Origin of the sequence: Kitasatospora sp. A2-31, assembly GCF_022288725.1 — a bacterium.
Taxonomy (GTDB): Bacteria; Actinomycetota; Actinomycetes; order Streptomycetales; family Streptomycetaceae; genus Kitasatospora.
Map to the genome: position 1 here is coordinate 88,497 of NZ_JAKNTA010000014.1, position 22,010 is coordinate 110,506.

The window sequence follows — 22,010 nt, forward strand, 5'->3', positions numbered from 1 at the left end:
CCGGTGGAGCCGGGTCCCGACCGAGGGTCGGATGTGCTTCGGTGCTCAGCCTTCGAGCGACTGGCGAGCGCCTTCGAGGCGGCTCGACACGGTGCCGTCGATGATCTCGTCGCCGATCTGGACCCGGACCCCGCCGACGACCGTGGGGTCGACGTCGATGTTCAGGTGGACCTGGCGGCCCTGCATCCGGCCCAGAGCGGCCGAGAGCCGCTCCTTCTGGACGTCCGACAGCGGCACCGCGGTGGTGACCAGGGCCACCACGCGCCCGCGCCGAGCGGCGGCGAGCTTCGAGTAGGACTCGAGGCCCTGCTCAAGGCTACGGCCACGCGGGTGGTTGACCAGGGCGATCACCAGCCGGACGGTGCCCGCGTTGGCGCGGCCGCCGAGCAGCTTCTTGATCAGCTCCGCCTTGGCGGCGGCACCGGCCTTGGGCTCGGTCAGGGCGTTGCGCAGCTCGTGCGAGCCGCTCACCACCCGGCCGAACCGGAACAGCTCGTCCTCGACGTCGTCCAGGACACCGGCCTTGTCGGCGGCGATGACCTCGGCGTACGCGGCCAGCTCCTCGGTGGCATCGACCAGGTCGCGCGCACCCGACCAGCGGGAGCGGACCAGGCCCGAGACCAGGTCGACCGTCTCGCCGGAAACCTGGCCGGCCAGCAGCGAGGAGACCAGCTGGGCCTTGTCCTGACCCGACCGGGACGGGTCGGTCAGGACACGGCGCAGCGACACCTCACGGTCCAGCAGGACCGTGACGGCGGTGAGCTCCTCGGCGAGCTTGGCCGCGTCCACCGAAGTGGAGTCGGTCAGACCCTCGAGGTTCTGCCGCCCGGCGGCGAGGGCCTCGCGGCTAGCGCCGATCACTTGGCCGCACCCTGAGCAACGGCGGCCTTGGCCTCCAGCTCGTCCAGGAAGCGGTCGACGACGCCGCTCTGCCGCGCGTGGTCCTCGAGGGACTCACCCACGATGCGGGAGGCCAGCTGCGAGGCCAGCGAACCCACGTCCTGGCGCAGGGCGGCGGTCGCCTGCTTCTTGTCGGCCTCGATCTGGGCGTGGCCGGCGGCGACGATGGCCTCGCGCTGACGCAGGCCCTCCTCGCGCATCTCGGCGAGCTGGGCCGCGCCCTGCTCGCGAGCCTGCTCGACGATGCGGGCAGCCTCGTGACGCGCCTCGGCGAGCTCGGCGCGGTACTGCTCAAGCAGGGCCTGGGCCTCAGCCTGAGCGGCCTCGGCCCGCTCCATCCCGCCCTCGATGGCGTCCCGGCGCTCCGACAGCACCTTCTCGATGCTGGGGAGGAGCTTCTTGCCGAGCAGGCCGAAGACGATGAAGAAGCAGAGCAGGCCGATGATGATCTCGGGCCACGCGGGGAGGAGAGGGTTCATCTTCTCCTCTTCCTGCGCAAGCTGAGCCACGATGCCCATGCTCATATCTGGACCTTCCTCGAAAGGGTCTGCGGCGGGATTACTTGTTGCCGAAGACGAACGGCATGACGATGCCGATGAGGGCCAGCGCCTCGGTCAGCGCGAAGCCGATGAACATGTTGGAACGGATGAGACCGGCAGCCTCGGGCTGGCGGGCCATGGCCTGGACACCGTTACCGAAGATGAGACCGACGCCGATGCCGGGGCCGATCGCAGCGAGGCCGTAGCCGATGGAAGCGACGGAACCGTAGACAGTGCCCTCAGCGAGGAAGCTCATTGCAGTTGTCCTTTGCAGGGTGGTGAACCGGTGGTGATTGGCCACCGGGCGATCCGGGAGGTTGGTTCAGGGAGGGCCGAGGCCCCCTGGCTCAGTGCGCCTCTTCGAGGGCACCGGCGATGTAGCTGCTGGCCAGCATCACGAAGATGTAGGCCTGCAGGAACTGGACCAGCAGCTCGAAGGCGGTCAGGGCGACGGCGACGATGAACGAGGCCGAGCCGTAGAGCGCACCCAGGGTCGGGCTGAGCAGGTACCAGGAGGCGATGGAGAACATCACGATCAGCAGGTGGCCGGCGAACATGTTCGCGAAGGCTCGGACCGCGAGCGTGAAGGGGCGCACGAAGATGTTCGAGAAGAACTCGATCGGCACCAGGATGAACATGACCCAGCCGGGGATGCCCGAGGGCCAGCAGAGGTTCTTGAAGCCGCCGACGAAGCCGTGCTTCTTGAAGGTCAGCGTCATGTAGGTGACCCAGACGACGGCCGCGAGGCCGGCCGGGAACGCGATCGCCGCGGTGACCGGGAACTGGGCGAACGGGATGATCGACATGATGTTCATCAGCCAGATGAAGAAGAACATCGAGACGAGCATCGGGACGTACTTCTCGCCCTTCTTGCCGATCGTCTCCAGCACGATGGACCGCTTGACGAAGTCGTAGCCGATCTCGGCGACCAGCTGCAGCTTGCCCGGAACGAGGCGGGGCTTGGCGAAGGCCGACCAGAAGAAGACGACGACCAGCAGCGCGACGATCATCGACAGCAGCATCGGCTTGTTGAACTCGACGCTGCCGATCGTGAAGATCGGCTTGAACTGGAACTCGTTCAGACCCGGGGCCGGGAAGCCGCAGCCTGCGTCCCCGAAGTGGCAACTGCCTGAGGCGAGCTTCGTGAGTTCAGCACTCACCACGGACTCCTTCGTCGTGACGCATGGTTACGGCAACCTCGGTGTGTCGGCGTGGCCTGCGACCACGGAGCGGCACTGGTACTTGATGGGTTTCTCGCGGACCCTGCGCGGCAGTGCGTCGCACCGTCGCGGGATCATCGAAGACTGCGCGGGTCCGGGGGGCGATCCGTCCACCGATCGGACAGACCAGGCCTCTTCCCGTACTCCGTTGTTGCGACGGACGATAGCAGCCCGTCAGTGCGGCATAAACACCGCCCCCCTCGTTGGGGGGACAGCCCGGCCTCGTCACTGTTGACGCCCCGGGTCGGAAGGCTTGTCGGCCTTGTTTTCGGTGGCGTCGGGGTCGACGTAGAAGGTCTTGGCCTTGAGTGCGCCGCGCACCTGGAAGCCCGTCCAGATCAGGGCGCAGCCCAGCAGGGTGAAGGCGAACGCCTGCCGGTTGAAGAGGTCGGTGTTCTTGAAGACCGCGAGGACGATGCCGACCAGCAGGATCTGAGTGGTGTAGACCAGGAGCGCCGCGGCCATCATGATGTGCGGGTTCGACCTGGTCAGCCGGTCGAGTGCGACCTGGCCGGAGCTGAAGAAGGCCATCACCAGCAGCGTTCCGAAGAGGGCGCCGAGCAGTCCCTTGCCACCCGCGACGGCAAAGGAGATCACCATCGCGATGACTCCGGCGACCGCAGTGGGGATCGCGGCGCCTCGGAGGATCCGGGCGTCGTTGGACGGCATGTCGGCAACTCCGGCGGCATGTCGATGTGGCAGGGGGACGGGCACAGAACGTGGTGGGTGACACCGGACCGAGGGGGAGCCGCAGGCCGGCCGCTCGACGGCGAGCCCGTCGAGGGAGACCGGCCAGGGACGGAAGTCATCCACCTGTGAGGTCTTTCGGCGTGTTCTCGGTACTCGTGAACGGTATCACAAACTATTTGATGAGAGCTTTACCATGAATGTGTGGCACCTGTCACACCAACGGAGCAAGAGTGCCGCCGTTTGGATGAACCCGGATGACGGTACGTCAATTCACCTATCGGACACGGCCACTACCGTGCCCCCGGCCGGAGACCGCGGACGAACCCTTGCCGAGTTCACCGAGCAGTTCCTTGTCCTTCGCCGACAGTTCAGCCATCGGTGCGGAGGCCGGCGCGACCGCGGCGGCCTCGCTCCCGGTGACCGCCGCGGCGGCGGCACGGCCGGCGGCGGGGCGGCGGCGGTAGCGCGGCGGGACGAAGGACTGCACGGCCCGCGGGGCCCGCGGGCGGAACCGCGGGGTCAGCAGTACGACCAGGCCGACCAGGCAGAGCCCGGCCAGCGTCAGCACCACCGTGCGGCCGGTGTTGGTCACCGAGAAGGCGACCGTGCCGAAGGCGATCAGCGCGGCCCAGAAGTACATGATCAGCACCGCCCGGCTGTGCGAGTGGCCGACCTGCAGCAGGCGGTGGTGCAGGTGGCGCTTGTCGGCGGCGAACGGCGACTGGCCGGCCCAGGTGCGGCGGACCACGGCGAGCAGCAGGTCGGCCAGCGGCAGCGCGATGACGGTCAGCGGCAGCAGCAGCGGGATGTAGATCGGGACGAGGGCGTGGACGGTGGCGGTCTGCGACCCGGTCTCGCTGGTGATCAGGTCGGGGTCGACGCGGCCGGTGATGGAGATCGCGGCGACGGCGAGCATCAGGCCGAGCATCATCGAGCCGGAGTCGCCCATGAAGATCCGGGCCGGGTGCAGGTTGTGCGCCAGGAAGCCCATGCACATGCCGATCAACAGCACGCTGAAGAGCACCGCGGGGGCCGCGTCCATGATCGTGTAGCCGTACCAGAGCCGGTAGGAGTACAGGAAGAACGCCATCGCGGCGATGCAGACCATGCCGCCGGCCAGGCCGTCCAGGCCGTCGATGAAGTTCACCGCGTTGACCATGACGACCACCAGCGTGACCGAGATGACCATGCCCTGGGTGGGGCTCACCGCGACCGCGCCCACGCCGGGCACCGGCAGGGTGATCACCGTGACGCCCTGCCAGACCATCACACCGGCGGCGATCATCTGGCCGCCGAGCTTGACCAGCGCGTCCACGCCCCACTTGTCGTCGAGCACGCCGAGCAGCCACATGATCCCGGCGCCGGAGAGCAGCGCGCGGATGTCGGTGCCCTGGGAGAAGACCTTGGACAGGTTGTCCAGCTGCGAGGCGACCAGGATGCCGGCGCAGAGCCCTCCGAACATGGCGATGCCGCCGAGCCGCGGTGTGGGCTCCCGGTGCACGTCACGGGCGCGCAGCGGCGGCATCGCGCCGGCCGCGATCGCGAACTTCCGGACCGGCCCGGTCAGCAGGTAGGTGACGGCCGCGGTGCAGAACAGCACCAGCAGATACTCACGCACCACTGGCCTCCTGCATCACTGTCCGACGGGTGGGTACCGAAGGTACTCCCGTGTCTGTCCGGGTTTCGAGGTGCGTCGCCACGGCACACACCTTATTGAGTCCGACGCCCGGGGCACGCATCGCGGTTCGCCCTACCGGGTAGGAGATCGGGTTGCCCGCTCATCGCCGGCCGGCGAAGACCCGGGCGAGCTCCCGGACGCGGGCCCCGATCCGCACGTCCGTGCCCCCGGTGAGCAGCCGTCCGACCAGCCCGGCGATCTCGGCCAGTTCGGCCTCGCCCATGCCCTGCGAGGTCACGGTACCGGTCCCGAGCCGGATCCCCGAGGTCTCGGCGGGCGGCGCGGGATCGTACGGGACGGCGCACTTGCCGAGCAGCACGCCCGCCGCGGCGCAGCGGCGCTCCGCCTCGGCGCCGCTGATCCCGAGCGGCGAGACGTCCGCGGTCACCAGGTGGGTGTCGGTACCGCCCGTCAGCGGGCGCATTCCGGCCTCTGCGAGCCCCTCGGCGAGGATCCGCGCCCCGGACACCGTCCGCTCCGCGTAGGCCCGGTACGCGGGCGTCGAGGCCTCCGCCAGCGCCACGGCCTTGCCGGCCACCTCGTTCATCGCCGCGCCGCCCTGGCTGAACGGGAAGACCGCCCGGTCGATCCGCTCGGCCAGCTCGGCGGTGGAGAGCAGCAGGCCGCCGCGCGGACCGCGGAGCAGCTTGTGGGTGGCGGCCACGGTGACGTCCGCGTAGGGCACCGGGGAGGGCGCCAGGCCCGCCGCGACCAGGCCGGTGGTCTGCGCGGCGGAGGCGATCAGGAAGGCGTCCGCCTCGTCGGCGATCTCCCGGAAGGCGGCCCAGTCGGGGTGGCGGGGGTGGGAGATGGAGCCGGCCACGATGGCCTTGGGACGGTGCCGCCGGGCGAGCGCGCGGACCTCGTCGAGGTCGACCAGGCCGTCCTCGCGGCGCACCCCGTAGCCGACGAACTCGAACCAGCGGCCGGAGAAGTTGGCGCGCGAGCCGCAGCTCAGGTGGCCGCCGTGCTCCAGCGACATCGCCAGCACCGTGTCACCCGGTCGCAGCAGTGCCGCGTAGGCCGCGAGCATCGCCGAAGTGGCGGACCGGGGCTGGACGTTGGCGTGCGGCGCGGCGAACAGCGCGCGGGCCCGGTCGATCGCCAGCAGCTCGGCGGCGTCCGCCAGCGCGCAGCCGGTGTGGTGGCGGCGGCCCGGGTAGCCCTCGGCGTACTTGTCGATCAGGGGACCGGTGAGCGCGGCCAGCACGGCCGGGCTGGTGAGGTTCTCCCCCGCGAGCAGCTGGATGCTCTCGGCGCGGCGCTCGGCCTCGGCCGCGAGCAGGTCGGCCAGCTGGGGGTCGGCCCGGCGCAGCGTCTCGGAGGCCCAGCGGCCGCCGGAGGGGGCGCCCCTCCCGGTCGTCCCGGTCGTCCCGGTCGTCCCGGTCGTCCCGGTCGTCTCGGCGGTTCCGGCTGATCCGGTCGCGGCATCGGTGACGGTCATGGCGGGGCTCCCGGGCTGCATCGGGGCGCCTCCCGGCCGGAGGCTGGGGTGAGGGTTCCTCCAGCGTAGGACCGGTCCTCCCGGCCGTCCTGCCGACGCGTACCGGGTGCACCCACCCGGCGGCAGCCACCGGGACCGGCGCCCGGTGCCGGAGTGTCACCCCCTCACTCCCTCACCCTCACCGCGGCGCGGGGATGCCCGTCAGCGCCGTGACCACCGGGTCCACCGCGTGGAATATCTCCTCGCCGCAGTTGCGGAACATGCCGATCGGTGCGCCGTACGGGTCGTGCACCTCGTCCGACTCCGGGCTGGCGGCGAGCAACCAGCCGCGCAGTGCGGCCGCCGCCCGCACCAGGGCGCGGGCGCGCTCGGTGACGTCGGCGCCGCGCCGCGGATCGGGCAGGGTGCCCGGGTCTATCGTCCGCACCAGGCGGGTGAACTCCTTCAGGGTGAAGGTGCGCAGCCCGGCCTCGTGGCCCATCGAGATCACCTGGGCGCGGTGGTCCAGGGTCGCGGTGAGCACCAGGTCGGCCTCGACCACGTGCTCGTCCAGCAGCTCGCGGCCGGTGAAGCCGCCGCTGTCGGCGCCGTACTCGTCCAGCACCGTGGCGGCGTGCTCCTCCATCGGCGCGCCCTCGTGGCCCCAGGTGCCGGCGCTCTCCACCAGGATCCGGCCGGCCACCCGGGGGCTGAGCCGGGTGTCCAGCTCACGCCGGGTGAGCCGCTCGGCGATCGGCGAGCGGCAGATGTTCCCGGTGCAGACGAACAGGATGCGGAAGTGGTCCAGCGGCCTGGGACCCACGCTCAGGTACGGCGATATGCCGGGCCCGGCATGGAGGGAGGCGGCCGTCAACTGCCGGCCTCCAGGTCGGGGACGACCTCCCTCAGCTGCTCGGCGCTGATCGCGCCGGCCCGCAGCAGGACCGGGACCTTGCCCGTGACGTCGACGATGGAGGACGCGGTGGCGTGGTCCGCCGTGCCGCCGTCCAGGTAGACGGAGATGGCGTCGCCGAGCTGCTGCTGGGCCTCGTCGCAGGTGGCCGGGGACGGGCCGCCGGTCTTGTTGGCGCTGGAGACGGCCAGCGGGCCGGTGGTGTTCAGCAGCTCGATCGCGACCGGGTGCAGGGGCATCCGGACCGCGACGGTACCGCGGGTCTCACCGAGGTCCCAGCGCAGCGAGGGCTGGTGCCGGGCGACGAGGGTGAGGCCGCCGGGCCAGAAGGCGTCGACCAGCTCCCACGCCTGCTCGGAGAAGTCGGTGACCAGGCCGTGCAGGGTGGTCGGCGAGCCGACCAGGACCGGCGAGGGCATGTTGCGGCCGCGGCCCTTGGCGGCCAGCAGCGCGGCGACGGCATCGGGCGAGAAGGCGTCCGCGCCCACGCCGTACAGGGTGTCGGTGGGCAGTACGACGAGTTCGCCGCGGCGGATAGCCGAGGCGGCCTCACGCAGGCCGGTGGCACGGTCCCCGGCGTCGGCACAGTCGTAGCGGCGGCTCATCGGTGCGGTCCCCTTCCGAGATGGCTGATCACGTGGGCGGTCGCGCTCGGCGGCGCCGCCCTGCCCGCGGTGGTACGGCGCCGGCCTGTCACAGCGAGGCCTTCCGTGCCGTCGTGAAGCGCGGGCGGTTGTTCAGGTCGCGGTGGTCGGCGGTGTCGGTCCAGCCGCCGTCCTCGTTGAAGATCCACGGCACCTGGCCGCCCTGGGTGTCGGCGTGCTCGATCACCACGGCGCCGCCGGGGCGCAGCAGGCGGGCGGCGACCCGCTCGATGCCGCGGATGGTGTCCAGGCCGTCCTCGCCCGAGAACAGCGACATCTGCGGGTCGTGGTCGCGCGCCTCGGGCGCCACGTACTCCCACTCGGTGAGCGGGATGTACGGCGGGTTGGAGATGACCAGGTCGAAGCGGCCGTCCCAGGAGCGGTCGTCCTCGAAGGCGCGGGTGGCGTCGCCGGCGTGCAGGGTGACGCGGGCGCGGTCGGAGCTCGCTTCGATGTTGCGCCGGGTGTAGCGCAGCGCGCCCTCGTCCAGCTCGAAGGCGTGCACGCTGGAGCGCGGCAGTTCCTGGGCCAGGGCCAGCGCGATGGCGCCGGAGCCGGAGCAGAGGTCGACCACCAGCGGCTCGGCGACGTCCATGTCGCGCACGGCGTCTATGGCCCACTCGACGACCGACTCGGTCTCCGGGCGGGGCACGAAGACGCCGGGGCCGACCTCCAGCTCCAGGTAGCGGAAGAACGCCCGCCCGGTGATGTGCTGGAGCGGCTCGCGCGCCTCGCGCCGGGAGACGGCCTCCCAGTAGCGCGCGTCGAAGTCGGCGTCCTTCACCGTGTGCAGCTGGCTGCGCTTGACGTTGTGGACGTGGGCGGCGAGCTCCTCCGCGTCGAAGCGCGGCGACGGCACGCCGGCCGCGGCCAACCGCTGGGTGGCCTGGGCCACCTCGGCGAGCAGCAGGTTCATCCGTACGACCTCTTGTTTCTGCGCTCCGGCTACTGACGGCAGTGGTGCCCGGACGCCGGTCTCAGTTCTGTTGGGCCGCGGCGAGCTTGGCCGCCGCGTCCGCGTCCACGCAGGACTGGATCACCGCGTTCAGGTCGCCGTCCAGGACCTGGTCCAGGTTGTACGACTTGAAGCCCGTGCGGTGGTCCGAGATGCGGTTCTCGGGGTAGTTGTAGGTGCGGATCCGCTCGGAGCGGTCCACGGTGCGGACCTGGCTCCGGCGCGCGTCCGAGGCCTCCCGCTCGGCCTCCTCCTGGGCGGCGGCCAGGAGCCGCGACCGCAGGATGCGCATCGCCTGCTCCTTGTTCTGCAGCTGGCTCTTCTCGTTCTGGCAGGACGCCACGATACCGGTCGGCAGGTGGGTGATCCGGACCGCGGAGTCGGTGGTGTTGACCGACTGGCCGCCGGGGCCGGACGAGCGGTAGACGTCGATCCGCAGGTCGTTGGCGAGGATCTCGACCTCGACCTCCTCCGCCTCGGGGGTGACCAGCACGCCCGCCGCGGAGGTGTGGATGCGGCCCTGCGACTCGGTGGCGGGGACGCGCTGCACGCGGTGCACGCCGCCCTCGTACTTCAGCCGGGCCCAGACGCCCTGGCCGGGCTCGGCGTTGCCCTTGGTCTTCACGGCCACCGAGACGTCCTTGTAGCCGCCGAGGTCGGACTCGTTGGAGTCGATGATCTCGGTCTTCCAGCCGATCCGCTCGGCGTAGCGCAGGTACATCCGCAGCAGGTCGCCGGCGAACAGCGCCGACTCCTCACCGCCCTCGCCCGCCTTGATCTCCAGGATGACGTCCTTGTCGTCGCTCGGGTCGCGCGGCACGAGCAGCAGCCGGAGCTCCTCGGTCAGCTCCTCGCGGCGGGCCTCGGAGTCCTTCACCTCGGAGATGAAGTCCGGGTCCTCGGCGGCGAGTTCACGCGCGGCCTCGATGTCCTCGCCGGCCCGCCGCCACTCCCGGTAGACCCGGGTGATCGGGGTCAGCTCCGCATAGCGCTTGGCCAGCTTGCGGGCGTTGGCCTGGTCGGCGTGGACGGACGGGTCGGCCAGCCTCGTCTCGAGGTCGGCGTGCTCGACGAGGAGCTCTTCGACTGCCTCGAACATGGGTGGCCTTCTTCCCGTGAGATGGGGTGGTGGGGGGGGTCGCGGGGCGGGGGTCGCGGGGCGCTCGTGCGCCGGGGGATGCGAACGGCGCCGGCCCCCAGCGCCCCCGGAACGAGTACGGGGGCACCGGGAACCGGCGCCGCGGGAGCGCTAGGCCTTCGCGCTGTGCTGCTTGCCGAAGCGGGCCTCGAAGCGGGCCACGCGGCCACCGGTGTCGAGGATCTTCTGCTTGCCGGTGTAGAACGGGTGGCACTGCGAGCAGACCTCGGCGCGGATCTCGCCGCTGGTCTCGGTCGAGCGGGTGGTGAACTCGTTGCCGCAGGTGCAGGTCACACGGGTGACCACGTACTCGGGGTGAACGTTGGACTTCAAGGGGATCTCCTAGTGATCGGGAGGGCACCGGGTCGGCGGCTGGAGTGCCGCACGTGAACCGGGACCGACGGACCAGTCTGCCAGGACCGGCCGCTTCTTCCCAAACCGGGGAGCGTTCCGGGATATTCCGGGCCGGATCAGCGGGTGGTGCCCGCCCCCGTGCCCGCCCCCGTGCCCGCCCCCGTGCCCGCTTTGGGGGAGGCCGTGGGCGACGTCCCGGCCGGGCCCGTCGGGGTCGCCAGGGCGGGGTTCTCCGGCTGCTCCCCCAGCACCGCCGGCGGGAGCTCCCGGTCGGCCTTCAGCGCCGCCCAGACCTCGTCCGCCCGCGGCTGCTCGGCGACCACGCGGTTGGGATCCCCGGGGGCCGCCACCACCGGCAGGGTGACCATGGCGAGCTGGTCCGGACCGATCCCCTTGAGCTCCTGGGCCAGCCCCACCAGGGAGTTCACCGAGGCCAGCGCCGAGTCGGTGGTGATGCTGCGGGTCAGGGTGTCGCCGACCGACCAGAGCTTGACCGGGTTGGCGAGCAGGCCCGCCCCGCCGGTCTGCCGCAGCAGCGACCTCACCATCTGCTTCTGCAGCTCGATCCGGCCGAGGTCGCTGCCGTCGCCGACGCCGTGCCGGGTGCGGACGAAGGCCAGCGCCTGCCGCCCGTCGAGGTGGTGCTCGCCGGGCGGGAGGTCCAGCCCGCTGTCCTTGTCGTGGATGGCCACCGTGGTGGTCACGGTGGCCCCGCCTATCGCGTCGACGACCCGGGCGAAGCCGGCGAAGTCGATCTCGACGTAGTGGTCCATCCGCAACCCGGTGAGCTGCTCGGTGGTCTTGACCGCACAGGCGGCACCACCGGTCTCGTAGGCGCTGTTGAACATGGCCCGCTTGGCCCCGGGCACGATCCGACCGTTGCCGTCGGCGCAGTCCGGGCGGGCGACCAGGGTGTCGCGCGGGATCGAGACCACCTCGGCCCGCGAGTGGTCCTGGTTGACGTGGACCACCATGGCGGTGTCCGAGCGCGCGGTGCCGCCGGTGTCCCCGCCGGCCAGGTCGCCGTTCCCGCCGGCCCGCGAATCCGAGCCCAGCACCAGGACGTTGAACGACCCGTCGGTGGCGGTCGACGGCCTGGCGGTGCCCAGCCGGGCGTCGATGTCGACGCTCTTGATGTTGCCGTTCAGCTTGAAGTACGCGTAGCCGGCCGCGCCGACACCGAGGACGACGAGCGCGGCGGCCGCGCAGGCGGCCGCCAGCAGGACCCTGCGGCGGCGCGTCGTCACCCTCGTGTGCTCGGCCATCCGTTCCAGGGTAAGTCGGACAACATGATCGGAAGGGGTCGATCCGTCCCAACTCCGGAACGAGCACAGAACCCTGGCCCGCTCGCGCGGACCAGGGTTCTGTGCTCAGGAACTACTCATGTACGGTCAGTCGCCGGACCCGGGGGTCGTCTTGGCGATCTGCATGAGGAACTCGGCGTTCGACTTGGTCTGCTTCATCTTGTCCAGCAGCAGCTCGATCGCCTGCTGCGAGTCGAGCGCGTGCAGCACCCGGCGGAGCTTCCAGACGATGGCCAACTCCTCGCTGCCCAGCAGGATCTCCTCCTTGCGGGTGCTGGAGGCGTCGACGTCGACGGCCGGGAAGATGCGCTTGTCCGAGAGCTTCCGGTCGAGCTTGAGCTCCATGTTGCCGGTGCCCTTGAACTCCTCGAAGATCACCTCGTCCATCCGCGAGCCGGTCTCGACCAGCGCGGTGGCCAGGATGGTCAGCGAGCCGCCGTTCTCGATGTTGCGCGCGGCACCGAAGAACTTCTTCGGCGGGTAGAGCGCGGTCGAGTCGACACCACCGGACAGGATGCGGCCGGAGGCCGGCGCCGCCAGGTTGTAGGCGCGGCCGAGGCGGGTGATCGAGTCCAGCAGGATCACCACGTCGTGGCCCAGCTCCACCAGGCGCTTGGCACGCTCGATCGCCAGCTCGGCGACGGTGGTGTGGTCCTCCGCCGGCCGGTCGAAGGTCGAGGAGATGACCTCGCCCTTCACCGACCGCTGCATGTCGGTGACCTCTTCCGGACGCTCGTCGACCAGGACGACCATCAGGTGGCACTCGGGGTTGTTGTGGGTGATCGCGTTGGCGACCGCCTGCAGCACCATCGTCTTGCCGGTCTTCGGCGGCGCGACGATCAGACCGCGCTGGCCCTTGCCGATCGGCGACACGAGGTCGATGATCCGGGTGGTCAGCACGCCCGGGTCGGTCTCCAGGCGCAGCCGCTCCTGCGGGTAGAGCGGGGTCAGCTTGTTGAACTCGGGACGGCCGCGGCCGCTCTCCGGGTCCATGCCGTTGACCGAGTCCAGCCGCACCATGGCGTTGAACTTCTCGCGGCGCTCGCCGTCGCGCGGCTGGCGCACCGCGCCGGTGATGGCGTCGCCCTTGCGCAGGCCGTTCTTGCGGACCTGGGCGAGCGAGACGTAGACGTCGTTCTGGCCCGGCAGGTAGCCGGAGGTGCGCACGAAGGCGTAGTTGTCGAGGATGTCGAGGATGCCCGCGACCGGGATCAGGACGTCGTCCTCGCCGACCTGCGGCTCGGCCACGCCGGCCTCGAAGCCCTCGCGGCGGCCACGGCCGCGGCGGTCGCGGTAGCGCCCGCGGCGGCCGCGCCGGCCGTCGCCGAACTCGTCGTCCTCGTAGCCGCCCTGCTGCTGCGCCTGCGGCTGGGCCTGCTGCTGGCCCTGGCGGGCCTGGCCGCCGTCGGCCTGGCCGCCCTGCTGCTGGCCCTGGCGGTCGGTGCGCTCACGGCGGTTGCGGCGGTCACGGCGGGACTCGCGGCCCTCGCCGTCCTGACCGGCCTGCGACTCGCCGCCCTCCGGGCGGCCCTCGCGCTCGCCGCCCTCGCGGCGGTCACGGCGGTCACGGCGGTCACGGCGGGTCTCGGTGCGGCCCTCCTCGCGGGTCTCCGAGCCGCGGGCCTCGGCCGGGCGGCCCTCGGCCTGCTTGGTCTCGGTGGCGACCGCGGCGGGCGCCTCGGCGGCGGCCTCGGCGGTCGGGGCGCCGGCGGCCGAGGTGGCACGGCGGCGGGTGCGCTCGCTACGGGCGGGCGCGGCGGTCTCGGCGGCGGCCTGGACCGGGATCTCGATCTGGGCCTGCGCCTCGGCGGCCGGGGCCTCGGCCTGGGCGGCCTTGGTCCGGCGGGCCGGCTTCTCGGCGGCCGGCTCGGCGCTGTCCGCCTTGGCGGCGCGCTTGGCGGCCGGGGCGGCGGTGGCGCCGCCCGCGGCGAGCAGCGGGTCCCCGCCGCTCTTCTCCTTGATGGCCTCGATCAGCTGGCTCTTGCGCAGGCGTCCCGTGCCGCTGATCCCGAGCGTCGAGGCGAGCTTCTGCAGCTCGGCCAGGACGAGGCCGTCCAGGCCCGCGGCGGCGGTGCGACGGCGCCGGGCCGGGGCCGCGGGGGCGGCGGCTGCGTCCGACGCCTCGGCGTCCGGGCGCGCGCCCATCAGATCGGTGGTGTCGCTCACTAAGGGTCCTTCCCTGGAGCGGACGTCGGCCTGTCTGGCTCGGCGACCGGTTGTGCTGTCCTGACCGACGCTCGACTGCGTCGGTCCGAGGCGGTGGTCCCCCGAATGGCGGGTAGCCCGTCGAGGGAGAGCTGCGAGGTGCGGTGCATGAAGCACGGTGGTGCTGAGTGGCGCGGCGGGTCGGTCGCGTGCCGACCCTCCCCCCGGCCTCCGGCCGGGAGGGGGCGTACCCCCACGCTGCCTGCGAATCCCGGGCCCCCGTCGCGTGACGGTGGCCCGTGCTCCGCCCGTCCTGGCCTCAGGTGGGAGGCCGCGGGTGGGAGTCAGGTGCCGTCACGGCTTCGGGATGCGGCCGCAAGTCGCGCAGGCAGGCTGCGTACGCGCTGCGGTGGGCTCCCGGAGAATCGTCGCCCCGTGCATCGCCGGGACTCCGCTGGTGCGGAGTGCTGGGATCGGGACGCGGCGCACCGAGCCCCGGAGGGCACCTGGTGCAGCAATGAGGTTAACACTACCGACCCCCTCACACATTCCCCAGCCTTGCGCTTGCCAATCGTGTCCGGACGACCGGGCTCCGGACACGCCGGAACCGGCCCCCTCGGACGGGGTGCTCAGACGTCGAGCGGGAGCACCGAGGCCCCTGCCCGGTCGAGCTCCAGCCGGTGCGCGGCGAACAGCGGACCGTTGCCGCCGTGGTCGCCGGCGAAGGCCAGGACCTTGTCCGCGCCCGCCTCGTCGGTGAGCGCGAGCACGGTCGGGCCGGCGCCCGAGATCACCGCGGGGATGCCCTCGGCGCGCAGCGCCCCCACCAGGGCGGCGCTGTCCGGCATCGCGGAGGCCCGGTAGTCCTGGTGCAGCCGGTCCTCGGTGGCCGCGAACAGCAGCTCCGGGCGGCGGGTCAGGGCCTCGACCAGCAGCGCGGCCCGGCCCGCGTTGACGGCGGCGTCGGCCAGCGGAACGGTCCTGGGCAGCAGGCCGCGGGCGGTCTCGGTGAGCACCTCGGTGGCCGGTACGAAGACCACCGGGACGACCGACCCGGACGGCTCCAGGGCGATCGCCCGCGCGGTGTCCTCCTCCGTCCAGGCGACCGTGAAGTTGCCTCGCAGGCAGGCCGCGACGTTGTCCGGGTGGCCCTCCAGCTCGGAGGCCAGGGCCAGCAGTGCGTCGTCGTCGAGCGCGGACGGGCCGCCGATGGTGACGGCGCGGGCGGCCACGATGCCGGCGCAGATCGCGGCGGAGGAGGAGCCCAGGCCGCGGCCGTGCGGTATCCGGTTGGCGCAGACCACTTCGAGGCCGCGCGGCTGGCCGCCGAGGCGGTCGAAGGCCGCGCGCATCGAGCGGACCAGCAGGTGGCTCTCGTCGCGCGGGAGCGTGTCGGCACCCTCGCCGGCGATGTCGACGGAGAGCCCGGAGTCGGCGACCCGGACGACCACGTCGTCGTACAGACCCAGCGCGAGTCCGAAGGCGTCGAAGCCGGGGCCGAGGTTGGCGCTGGTCGCGGGAACCCGGACCCGGACGGCGGCGGCACGGAACGCAGGACCGGCCATGCGGTGGACTCTCCTGGGGAAATCGGGCGGCGCGAAGCGCGTCGGTGCGAGGGTGGGGAGGGAGCCGCGGGCCCCGGCCGGGGCGGGCGGTCACAGTCGTCGGCGCGGTCCGCAGAGGGACCGGACCCGGGGCATGTGCCACACGGCCGAACCCAGAGTATCGAAGACGGGTTCCACAGTGGTACACCCCGTGGGCCTTCGATCTGGTGTGTTGCCGTTTCTGGCCGGAATGCGTGCCGGAATGGCATCGGAATGCGCGGCGGAATTGACACAGAAGTGTCAGCCGAGAACGGCGGCGGGCCGCCCCCCGAAGGGGTCGGCCCGCCGTGCGATCGGCGTGCGACCGGTCAGTCCAGCAGGCCGAGGCGCTGCGCGGCGGCCTCCGGGTCGATCGGGACGACCTGCGGCTGCGGCGCGCCGGCCACCGCCCAGTCCGGGTCCTTGAGCCCGTTGCCGGTCACCGTGCAGACGATCCGCTGGCCCGGGTCGACCAGGCCGGCCTCCGCCTTGGCCAGCAGGCCGGCCACCGAGGCGGCCGAGGCCGGCTCCACGAAGACACCCTCCTGCGCGGCCAACAGCCGGTAGGCGGCGAGAATCTGACGGTCGGTCACCTTGTCGATGAGGCCGCCCGACTCGTCCCGCGCGGCGAGCGCGTAGTCCCAGGACGCCGGGTTGCCGATCCGGATCGCGGTGGCGATGGTCTGCGGCCTGAGCACCGGGGCGCCGTCCACGATCGGGGCCGAGCCGGAGGCCTGGAAGCCCCACATCCGCGGGGTGCGGGCGGCCAGGCCGTCGGTCGCGTATTCGCGGTAACCCTTCCAGTACGCGGTGATGTTGCCCGCGTTGCCGACCGGCAGCACGTGGATGTCCGGCGCGTCGCCGAGCATGTCCACGATCTCGAAGGCGGCGGTCTTCTGACCCTCGATCCGGACCGGGTTCACCGAGTTGACCAGCGCCACCGGGTACTTCTCGGACAGTTCACGCGCAAGGGTGAGGCAGTCGTCGAAGTTCCCGTCCACCTGAAGGATCTTGGCGCCGTGGACCAGCGCCTGGCCCATCTTGCCGAGCGCGATCTTGCCCTGCGGCACCAGCACCGCGGAGACCATGCCGGCGCGCACCGCGTACGCGGCGGCGGAGGCCGAGGTGTTGCCGGTGGAGGCGCAGATGACCGCCTGGGCGCCCTCCTCCTTGGCCTTGGAGATGGCCATCGTCATCCCGCGGTCCTTGAAGGAGCCGGTCGGGTTGGCGCCCTCGACCTTGAGGTAGACCTCGCAGCCGGTGCGCTCGGAGAGCACCTGGGCGGGGACGAGCGGCGTGCCGCCCTCCAGCAGGGTGACCACGGGGGTGGAGTCCGTGACCGGCAGCCGGTCGCGGTACTCCTCGATCAGGCCACGCCACTGGTGGGTGTGGGCGCCTCGGGCGATGACGGCGTTCATGGCTGTTCCTACTCCCCTTCGACCCGCATGATGCTGGCCACGTCGCGCACGCTGTCGAGTGCGCGGAGCTTGTCGACCGTCGCCGACAGCGCGGCGTCGGTGGCACGGTGGGTGACCACGACGAGCGAGGCGTCGCCGTCGCGGCCCTGCTGGCGCACGGTGTCGATGGAGACGCCGTGCTCGGCGAAGACGGACGCCACCTGGGCGAGCACGCCCGCGCGGTCGTCCACGTCCAGGCTGACGTGGTACCGGGTGACCACCTGGTCCATCGGCTTGGCCGGCAGCTGGGTGTACACCGAGTCACCGGGGCCGGTGGAGCCGGCGAGCTTGTTGCGACAGACCGCGACCAGGTCGCCGAGGACCGCCGAGGCGGTCGGCGAACCGCCGGCGCCCGGGCCGTAGAACATCAGGCGACCGGCCGCCTCGGCCTCGACGAACACCGCGTTGTAGGCCTCGCGGACGGACGCCAGCGGGTGCGACAGCGGGATCATCGCCGGGTGGACGCGCGCGGTGACGGACGCGCCGTCGGCCGCCCGCTCGCAGATAGCGAGCAGCTTGACGACGCAGCCCATCTCCTTGGCGGAGGCGATGTCGGCGGCGGTCACCTCGGTGATGCCCTCGCGGTAGACGTCCGCCGCGGTCACCTCGGTGTGGAAGGCGATGCCGGCCAGGATCGCGGCCTTGGCGGCGGCGTCGAAGCCCTCGACGTCGGCCGTCGGGTCGGCCTCGGCGTAGCCGAGCGCGGTGGCCTCCTCCAGCGCCTCCGAGTAACCGGCGCCGGTGGAGTCCATCTTGTCGAGGATGAAGTTGGTGGTGCCGTTGACGATCCCGAGCACCCGGTTGACCTTGTCGCCGGCGAGCGACTCGCGCAGCGGGCGCAGCAGCGGGATGGCGCCCGCCACCGCGGCCTCGTAGTACAGGTCCACGCCGGCCTCGGCGGCCGCCGCGTGCAGCTCGGTGCCGTCCTTGGCGAGCAGCGCCTTGTTGGCGCTGACCACCGAGGCGCCCTGCTCGAACGCCGACAGGATGAGGTGTTTGGACGGCTCGATCCCGCCGACCACCTCGACCACCACGTCGATGTCGCCCCGGTTGACCAGGGCCTCGGCGTCGGTGGTGATCAGGTGCTCGGGCACCCCCGGGCGGGTCCGACCGGCCCGGCGGACCGCGATGCCGGCGAGCTCGACCGGCGCGCCGATGCGCGCGGCGAGGTCGGCGGCGTCCGTCGTCATGATGCGCGCCACCTCGGAGCCCACCACACCACAGCCCAGCAACGCCACCTTCAGCGGCCGCGTACGCATCATCCGACTCCGCTCTGCATTCATCGTGCTTCGGTAATTCCGGCGGGATTTCGGGGGCCGCCGGAACTTCGGTCCGTACCAGTCTCCGGGACTTTCCGCACGGATCTACGGTCGTTCCATGATCTGAGACGAGGATTTCGTCATCCGATATCGAGACGCAGGAGATCCTCCTCCGTCTCGCGCCGGACGATCACCCGGGCCGCGCCGTCCTTGACGGCCAGCACCGGAGGCTTCAGGGCGTGGTTGTAGTTGCTCGCCATCGAGCGGCAGTAGGCCCCGGTGGCGGGCACCGCGATGAGGTCACCGGGGGCCAGGTCGGCGGGCAGGAAGGCGTCGCGGACGACGATGTCGCCGGACTCGCAGTGCTTGCCGACCACGCGGGAGAGCATCGGTTCGGCGTCGCTGCTGCGCGAGACCAGCGCCACCGAGTACTCGGCGTCGTAGAGCGCGGTACGGATGTTGTCGGACATGCCGCCGTCCACGCTGACGTAGGTGCGCAGGCCCTCCAGGGGCTTCACGGTGCCGACCTCGTACAGGGTGAACGCCGTCGGGCCGACGATCGCGCGGCCCGGCTCGACGGACAGCCGCGGGGCGCGCAGGTCGGCGGCGGCGCACTCGCGGCGGACGATCTCCGCCAGGGCGGCGGCGATCTCGGCCGGCTCGCGCGGGTCGTCGTCGCTGGTGTACGCGATGCCCAGGCCGCCGCCCAGGTCGATCTCGGGCAGCTCGACGCCGTGCTCGTCACGGATCTCGGCCAGCAGGCCGACCACCCGGCGGGCGGCGACCTCGAAGCCGGCCGTGTCGAAGATCTGCGAGCCGATGTGCGAGTGGATGCCGCGCAGCTCCAGGCTGTCGGGGTGGGCGAGCACCCGGCGGACCGCCTCGGCGGCCGCTCCCCCGGTGAGCGAGAGGCCGAACTTCTGGTCCTCGTGCGCGGTGGCGATGAACTCGTGGGTGTGCGCCTCGACGCCGACGGTGATCCGGATCAGCACCTGCTGCCGGACGCCCTGGCGGGCGGCGATCGCGGCGAGGCGCTCGATCTCCGCGTAGGAGTCGACCACGACGTGCCCGACGCCGGCCTTCACGGCCTGCTCCAGCTCGTGGACCGACTTGTTGTTGCCGTGCAGCGCGATCCGCTCGGCGGGCATCCCGGCGGCCAGCGCGACGTGCAGCTCGCCTCCGCTGCACACGTCGACGTTCAGGCCCTCCTCGTGCAGCCAGCGGACGACGGCCTTGGACAGGAACGCCTTGCCCGCGTAGTAGACGTCGGCGTCGGCGCCGAAGGCGTCCCGCCAGGCGCGGGCGCGGGTGCGGAAGTCCTCCTCGTCCATCACGTAGGCCGGGGTGCCGAACTCGGCGGCGAGCCGCTGGACGTCGACACCGCCGACGGTGACGACGCCGTCGGCGCCGCGGGTGACGGTCTTCGACCACACCTTGGGGTCGAGGGCGTTCAGGTCGCTCGGCGGCGCCTGGTAGTGGCCCTCGGGCAGCACGTCGCCGTGACGGGGGCCTGCGGGGTGTGCGGAGCGGCTCATCTGGCTCTCTCGTCCTTGACCTATGGCGAGGGGGGGGGGCGGGCCACGTCGCCCGCCCGCCCCCCCCGCCGTGCGCTTGGGGGTGGTACTACATCCGCTCGGGCGCCGTCACGCCCAGGAGCGTCAGGCCGTTGGCGATCACCGTACGGGTGGCGTCGGCGAGCCAGAGGCGGGCGTGCGTGAGGTCGGTGGCCTCGTCGTCGCCCTTCGGCAGGATCTGGCAGTTGTCGTAGAAGCGGTGGTACTTGCCCGCCAGCTCCTCGAGGTAGCGCGCGACCCGGTGCGGCTCGCGCAGCTCGCCGGCCGTGGCCAGGACGCGCGGGAACTCGCCGAGCTGGCCGAGCAGGTCGGACTCCCACTCGGTGGCGAGCAGCTCGGGTTTGAAGTCGGCACTGCGGGAGATGCCCAGCTCGCCGGCCTTGCGCTGGACCGAGCACATCCGGGCGTGCGCGTACTGGACGTAGAAGACCGGGTTCTCGTTGGTCTGGCTGGTCAGCACGTTGATGTCGAGCGTGATGGTGGAGTCGGTGGAGGAGCGCGCCAGGGTGTAGCGGGCGGCGTCCACGCCGATCCAGTCGACCACGTCGTCGATCGTGATGATGTTGCCGGCCCGCTTGGACATGCGGACCTCTTCGCCGTCGCGAAGCATCTTCACGAACTGGCCGATCTTGACCTCGATGTTGCGGTCCATGTCGTCGCCGGCGCAGGCCGCGATGGCCTTGAGGCGGTTGACGTAGCCGTGGTGGTCCGCACCCAGCATGTAGACCGAGACCTCGGCGCCGCGGTCGCGCTTGGACAGGTAGTACGCGGCGTCGGCGGCGAAGTAGGTGGTCTCGCCGTCGGCCTTGACCAGGACGCGGTCCTTGTCGTCGCCGAAGTCGGTGGTCCGCAGCCAGACGGCACCGTCCCGGTCGAAGACGTGGCCCTGCTCGCGCAGCCGGTCCATGGCCTTCTCGACGGCGCCGGAGTCGTGCAGCGACTTCTCCGAGAACCAGACGTCGAAGTCCACGCCGAACTCGTCCATGGACCGCTTGATCTCGGCCACCATGAGCCTGAGGCCCTCGGTGCGGAAGGCCTGCAGCTGCTCGTCCTCGGGCAGGTCGAGCACGCCCGGGAGGCCGTCGGTGATCGCCTTGGCGATGTCGACGATGTACTCGCCGACGTACCCGCCCTCGGGCACCTCCCGGCCGTTCGCGGCGGCCTGCAGCGAGGCGGCGAACTTGGAGATCTGCACGCCGGCGTCGTTCAGGTAGTACTCGGTGGTGACGTCGGCACCGGAGGCCCGCAGCACGCGCGCCAGCGAGTCGCCGACGGCGGCCCAGCGGACGCCGCCGATGTGGATCGGGCCGGTCGGGTTGGCGGAGACGAACTCCAGGTTGATCTTCAGGCCCTTGAGCGCCTCGTTGCGGCCGTAGGCCTCGCCGGCCTCGACGATGGTGCGGGCCAGCTCGCCCTGGGTGGCGGTGTCCAGGGTGATGTTCAGGAAGCCCGGACCGGCGATGTCGACCTTCGAGACGCCGGTGATCCCTCGCAGGCGGTCCGCCAGCAGCTCGGCGACGGCTCGCGGCGGCCGACCGGCCGGCTTCGCGAGCTGGAGGGCCACGTTGGTCGCGTAGTCGCCGTGGTCCCTGTTCTTGGGCCGCTCGATCGTCACGTGCTCGGGCACGGCGACGGCCAGCTCGCCCGCCTCGACGGCGGCGCTCACTGCGGCCTGGACTGCCTGGGAAAGCTCTGCGGGGGTCACGACGCCAAGCGTAGGCGAGAGGGGGTGCCCGCCCGCCACTCGGTTTGCCGGTTGAGACGCCGGGCCGCCCCGTCCCTGCGGCTCTCAGCCGCGATCGGTCCGATTCGTTCGCTCAGGGCGAAATCCGGCGGGGTTCCCGCCGAGGCCCATCAACCGCCGGACCAGCGCCACCAGGTCCGCGGGGTCGAACGGCTTGCCCAGGTAGCCGTCCACGCCGACCGCCTCGCCGAGGTCGAGGTCGGCCGGGGAGCAGGCCGAGACGATCGCGATCGGCAGGGAGCTCGTCCCCGGTGCCGCCCGCAGCCGGGCCGCCGTCCGCAGACCGTCCAGCCGCGGCATGACCACGTCCAGCGTCACCACGTCGGGCTTCACCCGGCGGACCACCTCCAGGCACTCGGCGCCGTCGGCGGCGGTCACCACCTCGAAGCCCTCGAGCTCCAGGTTGACCCTGATCAGCTGGCGGATCACCTCGCTGTCGTCCACCACGAGGACCCGCCCGGACACTCCCGACACCTCACCGAGGGTATCG

Annotated in this window: 20 protein-coding genes; all 20 read right to left on the bottom strand. The window is 71.8% G+C overall.

Features of this window, described 5'->3' with window-relative positions; translation table 11 throughout:
• Window positions 1-45: 45 nt before the first annotated feature.
• The 20 genes from MCM47_RS31085 to MCM47_RS31180 all read right to left on the bottom strand — a co-directional run bounded on the left by MCM47_RS31085 (window position 46) and on the right by MCM47_RS31180 (window position 21,985).
• The gene (locus MCM47_RS31085) at window positions 46-861 is read right to left on the bottom strand and encodes a F0F1 ATP synthase subunit delta (RefSeq protein ID WP_238865249.1); all 816 of its coding nucleotides are present in this window, start codon (window positions 859-861) and stop codon (window positions 46-48) included.
• Window positions 858-1,418 carry a F0F1 ATP synthase subunit B gene (locus MCM47_RS31090; protein ID WP_238865251.1) on the bottom strand — a complete coding sequence of 187 codons (561 nt, stop codon included), beginning with the start codon at window positions 1,416-1,418 and terminating at the stop codon, window positions 858-860. The genes MCM47_RS31085 and MCM47_RS31090 overlap by 4 nt, the downstream gene beginning before the upstream one ends.
• A 40-nt stretch (window positions 1,419-1,458) precedes the next feature.
• On the bottom strand, window positions 1,459-1,695 hold the full coding sequence (atpE, locus tag MCM47_RS31095) for an ATP synthase F0 subunit C (protein ID WP_148642913.1): 237 nt from the start codon (window positions 1,693-1,695) through the stop codon (window positions 1,459-1,461).
• A gap of 91 nt (window positions 1,696-1,786) precedes the next feature.
• Window positions 1,787-2,599 (bottom strand): F0F1 ATP synthase subunit A, encoded by an 813-nt coding sequence (gene atpB, locus MCM47_RS31100; protein ID WP_238865253.1) that lies wholly within the window; start codon window positions 2,597-2,599, stop codon window positions 1,787-1,789.
• A 285-nt stretch (window positions 2,600-2,884) separates the two neighbouring features.
• Window positions 2,885-3,328, bottom strand: a complete 444-nt coding sequence (locus MCM47_RS31105; RefSeq protein ID WP_238865255.1) for a hypothetical protein — start codon at window positions 3,326-3,328, stop codon at window positions 2,885-2,887.
• Between the two features lie 295 nt (window positions 3,329-3,623).
• On the bottom strand, window positions 3,624-4,967 hold the full coding sequence (locus MCM47_RS31110) for an MraY family glycosyltransferase (RefSeq protein WP_238865257.1): 1,344 nt from the start codon (window positions 4,965-4,967) through the stop codon (window positions 3,624-3,626).
• 160 nt (window positions 4,968-5,127) lie between these two features.
• Entirely contained in the window at window positions 5,128-6,471 is a 1,344-nt protein-coding gene (gene glyA, locus MCM47_RS31115) for a serine hydroxymethyltransferase (RefSeq protein WP_238865259.1), read from the bottom strand.
• A gap of 178 nt (window positions 6,472-6,649) precedes the next feature.
• A complete protein-coding gene (locus MCM47_RS31120) occupies window positions 6,650-7,291 on the bottom strand; it encodes a protein-tyrosine-phosphatase (protein ID WP_238865392.1) in 642 nt (213 codons plus the stop codon).
• Window positions 7,292-7,320: 29 nt separating this feature from the next.
• Entirely contained in the window at window positions 7,321-7,968 is a 648-nt protein-coding gene (locus MCM47_RS31125; RefSeq protein ID WP_238865261.1) for an L-threonylcarbamoyladenylate synthase, read from the bottom strand.
• An 88-nt stretch (window positions 7,969-8,056) separates the two neighbouring features.
• Window positions 8,057-8,923 carry a peptide chain release factor N(5)-glutamine methyltransferase gene (prmC, locus tag MCM47_RS31130; RefSeq protein ID WP_238865263.1) on the bottom strand — a complete coding sequence of 289 codons (867 nt, stop codon included), beginning with the start codon at window positions 8,921-8,923 and terminating at the stop codon, window positions 8,057-8,059.
• Window positions 8,924-8,984: 61 nt separating this feature from the next.
• Window positions 8,985-10,061, bottom strand: a complete 1,077-nt coding sequence (gene prfA / locus MCM47_RS31135; protein ID WP_238865264.1) for a peptide chain release factor 1 — start codon at window positions 10,059-10,061, stop codon at window positions 8,985-8,987.
• A 150-nt stretch (window positions 10,062-10,211) separates the two neighbouring features.
• Complete coding sequence (gene rpmE, locus MCM47_RS31140; RefSeq protein WP_238865266.1) at window positions 10,212-10,433, bottom strand: 50S ribosomal protein L31; 222 nt, start codon at window positions 10,431-10,433, stop codon at window positions 10,212-10,214.
• A gap of 137 nt (window positions 10,434-10,570) precedes the next feature.
• Entirely contained in the window at window positions 10,571-11,719 is a 1,149-nt protein-coding gene (locus MCM47_RS31145) for an LCP family protein (protein ID WP_238865268.1), read from the bottom strand.
• Window positions 11,720-11,845: 126 nt separating this feature from the next.
• Complete coding sequence (rho, locus tag MCM47_RS31150; protein WP_238865270.1) at window positions 11,846-13,924, bottom strand: transcription termination factor Rho; 2,079 nt, start codon at window positions 13,922-13,924, stop codon at window positions 11,846-11,848.
• A 608-nt stretch (window positions 13,925-14,532) separates the two neighbouring features.
• Entirely contained in the window at window positions 14,533-15,468 is a 936-nt protein-coding gene (gene thrB / locus MCM47_RS31155) for a homoserine kinase (protein ID WP_238865272.1), read from the bottom strand.
• A gap of 347 nt (window positions 15,469-15,815) precedes the next feature.
• Window positions 15,816-16,904, bottom strand: coding sequence for a threonine synthase (gene thrC / locus MCM47_RS31160; RefSeq protein ID WP_238865273.1), 1,089 nt, complete (start codon window positions 16,902-16,904; stop codon window positions 15,816-15,818).
• A gap of 8 nt (window positions 16,905-16,912) precedes the next feature.
• Window positions 16,913-18,205 carry a homoserine dehydrogenase gene (locus tag MCM47_RS31165; RefSeq protein WP_238865275.1) on the bottom strand — a complete coding sequence of 431 codons (1,293 nt, stop codon included), beginning with the start codon at window positions 18,203-18,205 and terminating at the stop codon, window positions 16,913-16,915.
• Between the two features lie 137 nt (window positions 18,206-18,342).
• The gene (lysA, locus tag MCM47_RS31170) at window positions 18,343-19,737 is read right to left on the bottom strand and encodes a diaminopimelate decarboxylase (protein ID WP_238865277.1); all 1,395 of its coding nucleotides are present in this window, start codon (window positions 19,735-19,737) and stop codon (window positions 18,343-18,345) included.
• A gap of 88 nt (window positions 19,738-19,825) precedes the next feature.
• Complete coding sequence (gene argS, locus MCM47_RS31175) at window positions 19,826-21,481, bottom strand: arginine--tRNA ligase (RefSeq protein ID WP_238865279.1); 1,656 nt, start codon at window positions 21,479-21,481, stop codon at window positions 19,826-19,828.
• A gap of 84 nt (window positions 21,482-21,565) precedes the next feature.
• Window positions 21,566-21,985, bottom strand: coding sequence for a response regulator (locus MCM47_RS31180; protein WP_238865393.1), 420 nt, complete (start codon window positions 21,983-21,985; stop codon window positions 21,566-21,568).
• Between the last annotated feature and the right edge of the window lie 25 nt (window positions 21,986-22,010).

Bases quoted from the DNA above. Each gene is read 5' to 3' on its own strand.
- MCM47_RS31090 (WP_238865251.1), bottom strand. From the start codon at position 1,418: ATGGGCATCGTGGCTCAGCTTGCGCAGGAAGAGGAGAAGATGAACCCT.
- atpE (WP_148642913.1), bottom strand. From the start codon at position 1,695: ATGAGCTTCCTCGCTGAGGGCACTGTCTACGGTTCCGTCGCTTCCATC.
- MCM47_RS31105 (WP_238865255.1), bottom strand. From the start codon at position 3,328: ATGCCGTCCAACGACGCCCGGATCCTCCGAGGCGCCGCGATCCCCACT.
- glyA (WP_238865259.1), bottom strand. From the start codon at position 6,471: ATGACCGTCACCGATGCCGCGACCGGATCAGCCGGAACCGCCGAGACG.
- MCM47_RS31125 (WP_238865261.1), bottom strand. From the start codon at position 7,968: ATGAGCCGCCGCTACGACTGTGCCGACGCCGGGGACCGTGCCACCGGC.
- prmC (WP_238865263.1), bottom strand. From the start codon at position 8,923: ATGAACCTGCTGCTCGCCGAGGTGGCCCAGGCCACCCAGCGGTTGGCC.
- prfA (WP_238865264.1), bottom strand. From the start codon at position 10,061: ATGTTCGAGGCAGTCGAAGAGCTCCTCGTCGAGCACGCCGACCTCGAG.
- MCM47_RS31145 (WP_238865268.1), bottom strand. From the start codon at position 11,719: ATGGCCGAGCACACGAGGGTGACGACGCGCCGCCGCAGGGTCCTGCTG.
- thrB (WP_238865272.1), bottom strand. From the start codon at position 15,468: ATGGCCGGTCCTGCGTTCCGTGCCGCCGCCGTCCGGGTCCGGGTTCCC.
- thrC (WP_238865273.1), bottom strand. From the start codon at position 16,904: ATGAACGCCGTCATCGCCCGAGGCGCCCACACCCACCAGTGGCGTGGC.
- MCM47_RS31165 (WP_238865275.1), bottom strand. From the start codon at position 18,205: ATGATGCGTACGCGGCCGCTGAAGGTGGCGTTGCTGGGCTGTGGTGTG.
- lysA (WP_238865277.1), bottom strand. From the start codon at position 19,737: ATGAGCCGCTCCGCACACCCCGCAGGCCCCCGTCACGGCGACGTGCTG.